Here is a 12,142-nt window from a genome sequence, read left to right on the forward strand (position 1 = left end):
AAAACTGTCCTTTAACACAGCCAATTATTTTAGTTATTCAAAAATGACTCCTGAATAAATGCTAGTTGGTTTTCTAGTGTTACTGGGTCACTGAATGATGCGCCTTGGCCGTTCATTTCGAATACGCGGTTGTTTTTAACGGCTGGAATGTTCTTGTATGATTCTGTTTCTTGGTAAGCAGTGTCTGCATCTGAGTATTTGCTTAGGATGATGTAATCTCCTGCGTATTCTGGAAGTACTTCAGCTGATAAAGTATAGTAACCTGTTTCTAAAGCCATTTCTTTTACTTTCTCAGGCATTTTCAATTTCATCGCTTGATATACGATTTCTGTTCCACGTGCCCAGTTGTCGCCGAATACATAAAGGTCTTTTCCGAAACTTTCAATAACAGAGACGGTGGCATCTTCACCAATTTTAGCGCGGATTTCGTCTCCAGCAGCTGCTGCACGTGCTTGGAAGTCTTCAACCCATGCTTTTGCTTCTTGTTCTTTGTTTAATAGTTTACCAATCTCGATGTGTTGCGTTAAATAATCGACTTTACCCCATGTGTAAGTAACCGTTGGAGCAATTTCGCTTAACTTATCGACATTTTTAATATTGGATAATCCAATGATTAAATCTGGCTCTAATTCGATGATTTTCTCTAAGTTTTCATCGGAAACTTCTTCAACATCTTTTAACTCTTCAGCAAAGGTCGGGTTGTTTTTCGACCATACATCTACGCCAACGACATTGACGCCTAAATCTATAACATTACCAGTAAAACCAGATAATAGAATGACTCTTTGTGGATCCGCTGGAACTTCGATTGGACCTGTTTCAGATTCGTAGGTAATGAATTCAGGTGTTTCTTCCTTAGGCTCGGTGTTTTCAGGCTGGTCTGTTGCTGCTTCTTTTTGTCCACAAGCACTAATAATAAGAACTAGCAGTAGCATAAACGGGAGTAATAGTTTTTTCATGTTGATTTTCTCCTTTTAGTAGGTTGTATGTGACACACATTGGTTTGCTTGTTCGCGGATCTCGTCCAATGACCGCATCGATTTGGAACACATCGCGGAGGACTTTTGGGACGATGACCTCCTCACAGGCACCTGCTTTGACAATTTCCCCATCTTTTAAGGCGATAATATAGTCAGCGAAGCGAGCGGCTTGGTTTAAGTCATGAAGAACCATAATGATGGTTCGATCTTGTTCGCGATTTAATTTCTGTAATAATTCTAAAACTTCAAGTTGGTGCGCCATATCTAGGTAGGTTGTCGGTTCATCAAGAAAAATAATTTCTGTTTCTTGGGCGAGGGCCATGGCTATCCAGACCCGTTGACGTTGACCACCTGATAAGGCATCGACAGGGCGAAATTTAAAGTCAATGGTGCCGGTGACTTCAAGGGCCCAATCAATCACTTCATAATCTTTTTTCGTTAATCTTCCAAAGCCTGTTTGGTAGGGAAAACGCCCATAGGAAACGAGCTCTCCGACCGTTAAACCGCTTGCACTTTCTGGCGTTTGAGGGAGGATGGCCATTTTATGAGCAAGGGTTTTCGTATGTACTTTGGAAATATCTTTTCCATCGAGCAGGACTGCGCCTGATTGTTGGGAAATAATACGAGTAATCGCCTTCAATAATGTGGATTTCCCGCAACCGTTGGATCCAATAATGGTTGTGATTTGTTTATCGGGAATCGCGACACTAAGGTTTTTGACAATTAACCGTTCACCATATCCAATGCTTAAGTCATCTGTATATAGGCGAACCATCCTGAATGACCTCCCTGTTAAAAGTTGAAAAAGAGTGCTTTGCAGTAAGTGATGATCATGACTGCAAGTTAGTGATAATGATTATCAATGTCGTTTACGACTTAAATATAAATGCCCAACATGGGTAATGTCAATGCAAATTTCAGATAAATAAAATTTTAAAAATGATGATTGGAGAGCTTAAAACTTCAAATCCTTGTCCCATGTACGTTTTGGGAACGATTTCAGTGTCATAAAGTAGCCACATTTTAGATTGAAAAGAATTTTATAAAAATTCGTATTGTCAATTGTGATGGAATCGATTATTCTTATTGATAATGATAATCAATTACGATTAGGAGTGGACGGAGATGGATCATCAGGAATTATTCGATGTAACAATCATTGGTGGAGGTCCAGCTGGGTTATATTCTAGCTTTTACAGTGGCCTTAGAGAAATGAAAACAAAATTGATCGAATATCAGCCAAAATTAGGTGGGAAACTCCAAGTCTACCAAGAAAAAATGATTTGGGACGTTGGCGGATTATCACCTATAACTGGAGCAAGGTTGATTGAGCAGTTGGTTGAGCAGGGATTAACCTTCAACCCAGAAGTGGTGTTGAATGAGAAAATAGAAACGATTACAAGAAATGAAGATGGATTCTTTGTGTTAGAAGCATCCTCAGGGAGGAAGCATTATTCGAAAACGGTGATTATCTCTGTCGGAAGTGGAATCTTGAAGCCTAAGAAACTAGAAATTGAGGGCGCAGAACGGTATGAAGTCACGAATATTCATTACACCGTTCAATCGCTGATGGATTTTAAAGATAAAACGGTGATCATCTCTGGCGGAGGAAATACGGCCGTCGATTGGGCCAATGAGTTGGAAGCGATTGCGAAACAGGTTTTTATCACTTATAGAAAAGAAACCCTTGCAGGTCATGAAGCGCAGGTGTCAAAGTTGGTGAACAGTTCCGTTGTTTGTCTTCCGCAAACAAAGATTACCAAGCTGTTAGCTAGCGAGAATCATAAAAAAATTGACAGCGTGGAAGTAACTGACCAAGTCACAGGGGAAGTTTCCTGCATTGAGATTGATGATGTCATTGTCAATCATGGCTATGATCAAGATGCTGGTTTGCTGAAAAATGGTGGATTGGATATCAAGATGGTGGATGATTTTTATATCGCTGGAAATTCGACTAGTGAATCTTCGATTGAAGGGATCTATGCGGCAGGGGATATTGTCAATTATGAAGGAAAAGTAAATTTAATCGCCGGTTGCTTTCAAGATGCGGCCAATGCTGTTAACAAAGCCAAACAATATATCCAACCTACTGCCAACAAATTTGCTATGGTTTCATCACATAATAAAGTTCTTCAACAGCGTGGCAGGGTGATGGCAAAGTAGGGGAGAAATGGGGAACTAGGGACAGTGATTATGAACTGTCCCTAGTTCTTTCCTATTTATTTACTAATAAATCTCGTAACACAAATTCCTCTACAACCTTGGCAACGCCGTCGTTCATATTGGTATCTGTGACATGGTTGGCGATTGCCTTGATATCCTCTGGTGCATTGCCCATGGCAACGCCTAGGCCAGCGAATTCAATCATCTCTTGGTCGTTATAGCTATCGCCAATCGCAATTACTTCTTCGCGTTTGATTCCACATTCTTGGATTAAGTGGTTTAGACTCGTTCCTTTTGTTACGCCCTTTTCCGTGAATTCAAGGAAGAACGGTTTGGAACGCATCACACTAAACTCCTCCGCTAATTCCGCTTGGAGCTTTGCCTCAACGATTTTCATTTTATCAGGTTCGCCAACCATTAACGCTTTTACGACTTCTTCTTTTACTCCATCAACGAAGTTATTTACTAGTTTAATAGGTAACTTTGTGAGTTGGGATTCGATCCTTGTATAGGGGTTATCTACTTCGGTGATGATTTCGTTACCCACGTACGTATGAATATCCACATCTTCACGCTGGCTTAACTCGTAAAGCTTCCTAACGGCCGTTAGCGGCAATGTACTGCTAAACAATTCCTCTTTTGATTCATAGTTTATGATTTTCCCTCCATTAAATGAAAGGATAAAACTTCCGTATTTGGCTAAGGATAGCTCGTCCGCAATAGGGAGCATTCCAAACGTTGGACGACCAGAAGCAAGTACGACTTTTACTCCTTGTTCTTGCGCCTTCATCAAGGCTTCTTTCGTACGAGCCGAAATCGAGTGATCATCACGAAGCAAGGTATCATCTAAATCTAAAACAATCATTTTATATGACATGTAATGTTAACTCCTTCTAGTTGTAACATGTTTTTTATTTTACTATAAAGGGAGAGATTATAGGGCAGATACTTTGTCCCAGTTTTTGGGGGAGTTGGTTAATGATGATCGAGTGTCCTTTTTGTGATGGGCAAGGGATTGTTTGTCGGGCTGAGGTTAAAAAAATAGCTCTCACCATTTATATTTGTGATGAATGCGATACGGTTTGGTTGGATGGGCGTACCATTAAAGAGGAAAGTTGTCAGCCTTTTGATGAGTTTATGAACCATCGTGGGCTACAGACTCTGTGGAGTGAGCTCGTACGGATTGATAGGATTTGGCGTAAATAATAGTGAAGTTTTAGGGGAGGGGTGGTCACGGAAGCATAGGAACCGTCCCTTTGCTTCGACCAAGGTCCTACTATTTTACTAAAATATAGTAATATAGTATTATATAAATCGCACTGTAAAATTTTAGACCTATTGGGAGGAAGCCTATGAGACTAGTAAATGTGATTTTTTCTTTGGTATTGATTTTTCAACTGTTTATTCCCGTAAATGTTGAAGTAATAGCTGAAACCACAGACGAAAGTGATCGTTCTAATTTCACAGTTGTGGATTCAATGATAAAAGAGCGGGGCAGAGAGATAGAAGCAAAATGGCTAATTGAGGGTGAGGAGCCAGAACGTCAATATTTCTCTATAGTGGTAAATGGTGTGGAAAGTGACATGGTATATGAACGTACTGAGGTTCAACCGGATGATGAATCTAAATGGTGGTATATATATACCTTTCCAAAGGAAGAGAATGTCCTTGAATATGATGTGGTCATAAGTAATGAAAAAAGCGATATGGAGGAAATACACCTTCACTACGCTCCAGCCATTCTTACATTTGCAGATGAAAATCTGGAAATGGAAGTACGAAATGAACTAGGCATTTTTGATCGGGGACTAACTGAGAGTGATTTACACGGGTTAACGAATCTGATTATTACCGAAAATGGGGAAGTAATCGCTGCACCCGATGAAAGTGATAAATCTTTTACAGTTCTGGATTACACGATAGTAGAGGGATACTGGGATATAGAAGTAAAATGGCTGATTGAAGGTGATGAAGAGGGAGCCCAGCATTTTTCTATAGTAGTAAATGATGTGGAAAGTGGTTTGGTATTCGAACGAACTGAAGTTCAACCATATATCGATTCTAAGTGGGTATATACATATAGCTTTCCAAAGGAAGACGGTATTCAAGAATATGATGTGGTCATAGGGAACGAAAGAACGGAGATGGAGGAAATCCACCTTCACCACACAATTGGAGAAGAGACAAAGGATCTCCTTTTACCTGAAGATAGTAAAGTTAAAGAGGATACTCGTATATCAATAATCAAGGATGAAGGCTTAGAATCAAATATTCGCAGCGCAATAAACAAACGTGACGGAGAGCTTAGGCCGAGTGATCTAGAGGGGTTAACTGAGCTCTCACTTCGTAATAGAGGGGTCACTGATTTATCAGGAATCGAATATGCAACCAATTTAAAGAAACTAGATTTAGGATATACCAACATTGAAAGTTTGGAACCATTAACTAAATTGCCGAATCTTTTTGAACTTGATTTGATGTATAGTGGCTTAAAGGATATTACCGAACTTAGCAACATAAAAAGCCTTAAATCACTAAATTTAAGGGACAATCTTATTGAAAATGCAGACCTTTTAAAAGATTTACAGGAGCTTGAAGAGCTAAATTTAAAAATGAATTATGTTACCGATATTCAATTTTTAACCTCTTTGCCTAACCTTAAAAAGGTTAATCTAAATGACCTCCCTCTAGATCGTAGAGAAGATTCATCTGCAATGAAAACGATTCAGCAGCTGCATGAAAACAATGTAATGGTTGTAGAGGAACTCCCATGGCTTGTTACGATGGCTGTAGATAGAATATCCGATACAGAGCTCGAGATTAGTTGGGAAGGGCACGAAGAGTATTACTTTAATAACTATTGGGTTTATGTGGATGGCGAAGAGGTAGCGGCTTTTGATGGGAATACAACGGCCTTTACGATTGAGAATCTATTGCCGTCAACCATATACCATATCGAAGTTAAAGGCTTTGCTGATTTAAATAGCATGGATTTTTCTGATGAAACAATTGTATCAACACTGGATAACCAGCAGGTTGAAAAACCTGTAGAAAATGTTGAGGAAATTATTAAGAAATCTGTCGTTTCTCAACCAAAAGTAGAAAATGGGGAAGCTATAGTTGCCGATAGTGATATTGAGAAAGTTGAAATTGGGGACATACTCGTTTTGGATTTAGGTGTGGAAGAAGCGGTCGTTACCTTTACAAAGGAACAAGTTGCCGTCTTAAAGGAAAAGGATGCTTCCCTGAATATTAAAAACACCAAGGTAGAGCTAAACATTCCATTATCTAATCTACCGGATGGGAAAACAATTTCGACAGACGTGGTAAAATTAGACCCAATTCAAGAGGCAGTAAGTGATGTATACGACTTTACCATCTATGCGGATGGAGAATCGGTTCATCAATTTGATGAACCTATTACATTAGTCTTTCATGTCGACGGAAGCAAGGTTGAGAACACTGATAATCTGAAAGTCTTTTATTATAATGTAGAGACCAAGGTGTGGGAGCTTGTTCCGGGAGCTGTTTATAGTGATGGAAAAGTAATTGCTGAGACAGACCATTTTAGCATTTTTACTGTATTTGAAGTAGAAGATAATGAAATCACTGCAGAAGAGCCTCATAAGGTTTCTAATGAATCTCCTAGTGAAAATGTTGATTCGGCTGATGTAATTGAAGAAACAGGAACTGATTCACAAGTAGAGGTAGAGGAAGAAACAGGAACTGAAACACAAATAGAGGTAGAAACAGAGACTAATCCAGAAATGGAACCAGTTCTAAATAATGCCCAGCAAGAATTGAATAAGGTGACGTCTAAGAATGAAAAGGTCAAATCCAGTGAAGACCATGAAGGTTTTAATTTACCTAATACTTCCACCTCACTTTATAATAGTCTAGTATTTGGTGCTATCCTACTAGTCTTAGGAATGTCAGTACTAATTATTCAACGAAGAAAGATGATGTAAGTAAACGAGGTCTTTATCATGTTACAATCGACTTATAAATAAACATCATTTTTTATTTGGTTTATTAGGGTTTCCTCGTTGGTTTTCGTTGAAAACCTAAGGATCCAAAAGCCGTCACTCCGTCCATGCAACTTATTTGCTGTGGGCCTATCACCTGAAACCATATTTAGTTTTAGGTAATATATATGAAAGAGAAGGGGAATCTACCATTGGAGATTCTCCTTTTCTATTTGGGGGAGGCAAAGTGCCAAAACCATCATCTAGTAATAAATTTAAATAGTTTTAAAGGGACGTGAACGGCGCTGGGATGGGATTTTTAATTCTTCAGAAGGAAGCAGAAGAACCGTCCCCATGTTTAGTAGCTAGGAAAAAAGGTTAGAGTCTAATATACACGATGAAAGGAGAGTTGATAGTAATGGACAAGCAGATGAATCTTGTACTTGGTACTGTTGTTGGAGCGGCCGTTGGGGCTACTGTGCCTTACTCACGACTTCTCCCAAATCAGCATTATGAGCAAATGTCCGTAGTAAGTAGGTCATGATGTTAAATTAAGTTGGCTGATAAAAAAGAGATTGCAAGCTGCCGGAAGGAAAACTTGAAGAAAGAAACCTTAAACGAGTCAACCGAAAGGATGGTCGATTATGCATAACGCAACAGTTACTGCCGGATTTCAAGTATTGCCAGATGGGAAGGATATGAATACAGATGGAATGATCCCAGAGGTGATTGAAGTCGTCAAAGACTCAGGTCTGAAATATGAGATTGGTCCGATGGAAACAGTCGTTGAAGGGAATTTACATGAAGTCTTCGAGTTAATAGAGAAGGCACAACGGGTGGGGATAAACACCGGTGCCGATGAATGTATAACGAATATAAAAATACATTATAAACCGAATGGTGTCGCTATAGAAGATAAAGTGGTTACGTAACTCAATTATTTGGTAGCAGTCTTTGGACAATACACTAGGCTAGGTTAGATTGCAAAATGACGGAATTTGTCATTTAGAACAACAGAAGTGAAGGTCTATCATTTATGATGGTAGGCCTTCTGTTTTCTTCTGGAAGCAACTGGTGTGGTTTTTTACCGTGAATTTTGTTTAATCACTAGAAGTTTCGTTTAATAGAAAACTAGGGAGGGATAACAATGAAAAAAATACTATTCTTTTTTATAACAATCGTTTTCCTTGCTATTGCTGGTTGTAGTCAAGAAGTGGGACAACAAGCAGATGAGCTTGGGGCAGAAATTGAAGAAACCGGTGAGGTAATTGAAGCAGAAACAGAACAAGTGGTTGAAAATATGAATCAAGAAATTGATCAAACCGTTGAAGATTTCGATCAGGTGATTGTAGCTGAAGGAGAGGAAGCGGTTATTGAGAGAGATATCCTGTTTCCTGTCAATGAAGAAGCCTATGATCAACTTTTTGCTTATCTAGAGCAACCTGAATATACAAAAATTGAAGATATGAGAGAAGCAGATAAAGTCATGTATGTTGAGAAGGATACGAAAGTAGATGTACTTGATGTCGACGTCATTAAATCTAAGGTAAGTATCCAATCCAATGGGCAAGAGGGGTATATCCCAACGGAGTTTCTTGAACAAGTATCTAGCTCATAAAAGCTAGAGGGCAGTGCTGTTCCAGTAGCCCTTTTAGCATGAATGTAGTTATGAGGTGATTTTTATGAAGAATTATATTCGGTTTGGGATGATGATTCTCACCTCAACACTTGTGATGTTGGGGCTGATGTATTTAAATACGTACCAAATCGATCATGTGTTTTTTAGTGAGACAAGGGTCTATATGGCAATTATGATGGGGGCAACGATGGCGGTTGTCATGCTGGCCTTTATGCGGAAAATGTATACCAACCGAAAGGCTAATATCGCCATTTTTGCCGGCAGTGCCGTCGTTTTTGCACTTTCGCTGTTTTTAGTACGAAGTCAAACAACCGTTGAGGACACGGCGTGGATGAAAGCGATGATTCCGCATCACTCGATTGCGATTTTAACTAGTGAAAGCGCGGAAATCACCGATCCACGTGTCCGTGAATTGGCTAACTCAATTATTGAGACACAGCGGGAAGAGATTAAAGAGATGAAGGCATTGATTGAAGACCTTGAAGAGGAGCAGGGGAATGGTCTTGCTTCGTTTGGGGTTGATTGAAGAAATCCTCAAGACTCTGACTTGAAAAGGGATGAGATATAAGTTGGATATGCATATGCATTGAATGTGAATGCTACTGGTGTAAAACGGAAATACTCGTCTATCCAATTCATTATAAAACTAGTTTTCTAGGATGAGTTGACGTTGAAAGAGAGTTCCAACCTTTCTACGTTTAGAGACATAGGATCCGGGTAGACAAATAATAGATTCCATTTTTTCAACTATGAAAAGGAGGAAGATAGTTATTTTTAATAATGGTAAAGATGTAAAGAAATACGATATTCATGCGACAGATGGAAATATTGGAACGGTGAATGATATATTAATAGACGATCAAAAATGGACAGTTCGGTATCTAGTCGTTGATACGATGAAGTGGTTGCCAGGCAAGAAAGTCCTGATTTCACCAATGTCGATAAAAAAAGTCGATTATGAAGAGTGGAAATTTGAGCTTAATTTAACGAAAGAAGAGATTAAGAACAGTCCTGACTTGGATGCAGATCAACCGGTTTCTAGGCAGTATGAACTCCAATTTGGCAATTACTATGGTTATGCTCCATATTGGGGGCCGGCGGGGCTTGGAAATTGGGGGCTATATGCAACCCCAGGTGAATTGGTCCAAAATACTAACCCAAATGTCGGTGTTCCGGTTGAAGCTGGTGAGGAGTCTCATTTACGAAGTTTCAAAGAGGTGACCGGGTATGACATTCACGCCATAGACGGAAGAATCGGTCATGTCGAGGATTTCATTATCTGTGATCGAACATGGACGGTTCGTTACATCATCGTTGATACCAAAAATTTATGGCCCGGAAAACATGTTATCCTTTCCCCAGACTGGATAACCGACATCCTTTGGACCGATCGAGCCGTAACGATGGACTTAACAAAAGAGCAAATTAAAAATGGCCCCGAATACATGCCAATGCAAGACATTACAGCAGAATACGAAAGACTGCTGTTCGAGAAGTACGACAAGCCTAAGTATTGGGAATAGCGGTTCTACCGCTTTCTCCGGGCATAGGCTCCGAGCAAAGGCCCAAGTATAGGCCCCGAGCAAATGGCCAAGCATAGGGACGGTTCTGCTGCTTCCTATTCTAGTATAGGTTAAGATAGTGAAGGAAAGGGACTAGTGTTGGTTCTACTTTTGGATTTGGTCGGATTTCGATTGTTCTATCAAGTTGAGTTTGATTAAACGTTTGATTAATAAGAGGTGGAAGAAATAAGGAAAAGTATTGTGCAAAAATGATGGTGGTCTCTTGTGTGAGGAAGCAGAAGAACCGTCCCTCTGCTTCCTCCTATCTACATAAGAGTTTAGTATTCTTAGGACAAGAAGAAGATGAGGTGTTGAAACGAACACTTGGTAGGTCTTCATTACCTAATTAACAATTAGTTTTTATATATTCAGGGTCGGAAAACCCTGTCTTCCGAAAAATCGGTAATAATGGGACCTTCGATTTTTGCGACCGCTAACTGGCGGAAGCACTTAAGCACTAACGATTAGGAATAATGTGTAAGCTTTGAAACAAACCTCTTATTTGGTAAGCTGGCCACTTGGCCAGCTTATTTTTTTGGGTACATTCAATGGCCTCATGGTGCCTAGGGGTCGAGCGAAGGGGGGATGCTAAGCTTGAGTAACTCTAGGAAGCAGGAGAACCGTCCCCATGCTTTTGCTATAATAAAGACAAAGAGTTTTGGAAGGTGGGGAATGCAGGGTGTTGCAGCCGTTATCTAAGAGCGAAGTCCATCAACTGATGTCTTTATTGGATCCTGAACAGCGTGAGTTTATTGAAAAGTACAGTAAACAAAGCAAGAAAAGTAAATGGATTGAGGCGATTGCTCGGCGCAAGGGGATTGTCATCACCGAGGAAACTGCTTATGAAGAGATCGAGCCATTAATTGATGATTGGGTCCTTGTGGATGTGCTAGACAGCGGGTTTGGAAATAGGGATTACCGTTGTGAATGTGGACGGGCCCTGCGTTATCAGTACCGAGTTTTACATAAAAGAGAAGAAAAAGTATATGGGTATGGTGTGTCGTGTTTTGAACATCATACCAATCTTGCACCCAACCTAATCAAAGATATCTTAAAAGGATTTCACTCCGTCGACTTAGAACGGGATGAAATTTTGATTAAATACTTTCAGGGTGACTTTTGGAATCTTAAGCCATTTCTTCATATCGAAACCATTCCATATGAGATTTTGGAGCAGGACAGGCTAGATCTACCCTTAACCGATAATCAACGGATAAAAGTTTTACGTCTTAAGAAGGTCTATGAGCAAGAACAACTTTTGGAACGTGTGCTTAGCAAAATGGACTCCTATCAAAAGGAAGTCTTTCAGGCTTTAGGGAGTACCGATCAACATGAAATCATCCAAAAGCTTTCCAATGATAAAGAGAATACGTTTACCGAGCTCCCTTCAGGGTTTATAGATAAAGAAGTCATTCTATTTTACTCTGCAGGCTTGCCTTTGTTGGAGCGACATTATGAAAGGATTCGAGAGTATCGGTGGGAACAATATAAAGTAAAGAGAAGATCTATCATTGACGACGGAAATCAGAGTTCCTGGGCTTCATCTGGTGGGTCAACTTTAAAGACTGGTAGGATGGTTGTACCATCCAGGCCGATTGCCCCACCTGCGAAGATAGATTATCAGACGATAATTGATCGGCATCTAGAGACGCTTAAATCGGTAAGGTCCAATGAAGACAAGCTCTCTGAAGGACTTATGCGGGATTGGAAAACAATCGAGGAGCAAATCCGAGGGTTGAAGGCTGGGAAGGAAATGGACTATTCTAGCTTTAAATTGAATCTTACTAATATCTGTTATGCCTTGCATATTGCACTTGATGAGTTTTTATGAAG

At 39.8% G+C, this 12,142-nt stretch carries 13 protein-coding genes; 10 read left to right on the top strand and 3 right to left on the bottom strand.

Annotated elements, in window-relative coordinates; genetic code table 11:
• Positions 1–29 precede the first annotated feature (29 nt).
• Both BMX30_RS16025 and BMX30_RS16030 read right to left on the bottom strand, forming a co-directional pair.
• Complete coding sequence (locus BMX30_RS16025; RefSeq protein ID WP_090747949.1) at positions 30–959, bottom strand: iron-hydroxamate ABC transporter substrate-binding protein; 930 nt, start codon at positions 957–959, stop codon at positions 30–32.
• Positions 910–1,755, bottom strand: a complete 846-nt coding sequence (locus BMX30_RS16030; RefSeq protein ID WP_090747951.1) for an ABC transporter ATP-binding protein — start codon at positions 1,753–1,755, stop codon at positions 910–912. Before BMX30_RS16030 ends, BMX30_RS16025 begins: the two co-directional genes overlap by 50 nt.
• Positions 1,756–2,105: 350 nt before the next feature.
• On the opposite strand from BMX30_RS16030, the gene BMX30_RS16035 reads away from it, so the two are divergent.
• Positions 2,106–3,143, top strand: coding sequence for an NAD(P)/FAD-dependent oxidoreductase (locus BMX30_RS16035; protein ID WP_090747954.1), 1,038 nt, complete (start codon positions 2,106–2,108; stop codon positions 3,141–3,143).
• 52 nt (positions 3,144–3,195) lie between these two features.
• Here BMX30_RS16035 and BMX30_RS16040 read toward each other — a convergent pair whose 3' ends face one another.
• Positions 3,196–4,020 carry a Cof-type HAD-IIB family hydrolase gene (locus BMX30_RS16040; RefSeq protein ID WP_090747957.1) on the bottom strand — a complete coding sequence of 275 codons (825 nt, stop codon included), beginning with the start codon at positions 4,018–4,020 and terminating at the stop codon, positions 3,196–3,198.
• A 101-nt stretch (positions 4,021–4,121) separates the two neighbouring features.
• Between BMX30_RS16040 and BMX30_RS16045 the strand changes: the two genes are divergently transcribed.
• The 9 genes from BMX30_RS16045 to BMX30_RS16075 all read left to right on the top strand — a co-directional run bounded on the left by BMX30_RS16045 (position 4,122) and on the right by BMX30_RS16075 (position 12,140).
• Positions 4,122–4,349, top strand: coding sequence for a hypothetical protein (locus BMX30_RS16045; protein WP_211482081.1), 228 nt, complete (start codon positions 4,122–4,124; stop codon positions 4,347–4,349).
• A 146-nt stretch (positions 4,350–4,495) separates the two neighbouring features.
• Positions 4,496–7,111, top strand: coding sequence for a leucine-rich repeat domain-containing protein (locus BMX30_RS16050; protein ID WP_090747960.1), 2,616 nt, complete (start codon positions 4,496–4,498; stop codon positions 7,109–7,111).
• A 415-nt stretch (positions 7,112–7,526) separates the two neighbouring features.
• A complete protein-coding gene (locus BMX30_RS24105) occupies positions 7,527–7,652 on the top strand; it encodes a hypothetical protein (RefSeq protein ID WP_280139980.1) in 126 nt (41 codons plus the stop codon).
• 100 nt (positions 7,653–7,752) lie between these two features.
• Complete coding sequence (locus tag BMX30_RS16055; RefSeq protein WP_090747963.1) at positions 7,753–8,040, top strand: thiamine-binding protein; 288 nt, start codon at positions 7,753–7,755, stop codon at positions 8,038–8,040.
• 215 nt (positions 8,041–8,255) lie between these two features.
• Positions 8,256–8,726, top strand: coding sequence for a hypothetical protein (locus BMX30_RS16060; protein WP_090747966.1), 471 nt, complete (start codon positions 8,256–8,258; stop codon positions 8,724–8,726).
• Positions 8,727–8,790: 64 nt separating this feature from the next.
• Complete coding sequence (locus BMX30_RS16065) at positions 8,791–9,273, top strand: DUF305 domain-containing protein (RefSeq protein ID WP_090747969.1); 483 nt, start codon at positions 8,791–8,793, stop codon at positions 9,271–9,273.
• Positions 9,274–9,496: 223 nt separating this feature from the next.
• Positions 9,497–10,270: a PRC-barrel domain-containing protein gene (locus BMX30_RS16070; protein ID WP_090747972.1), complete on the top strand. Its 774-nt coding sequence runs from the start codon at positions 9,497–9,499 to the stop codon at positions 10,268–10,270.
• Between the two features lie 266 nt (positions 10,271–10,536).
• On the top strand, positions 10,537–10,659 hold the full coding sequence (locus BMX30_RS24110) for a hypothetical protein (RefSeq protein ID WP_280139981.1): 123 nt from the start codon (positions 10,537–10,539) through the stop codon (positions 10,657–10,659).
• A 329-nt stretch (positions 10,660–10,988) separates the two neighbouring features.
• The gene (locus tag BMX30_RS16075) at positions 10,989–12,140 is read left to right on the top strand and encodes a hypothetical protein (protein ID WP_090747974.1); all 1,152 of its coding nucleotides are present in this window, start codon (positions 10,989–10,991) and stop codon (positions 12,138–12,140) included.
• Positions 12,141–12,142: the final 2 nt, after the last annotated feature.

Source organism: Mesobacillus persicus (genome assembly GCF_900109925.1).
GTDB lineage: Bacteria > Bacillota > Bacilli > Bacillales > Cytobacillaceae > Mesobacillus_B > Mesobacillus_B persicus.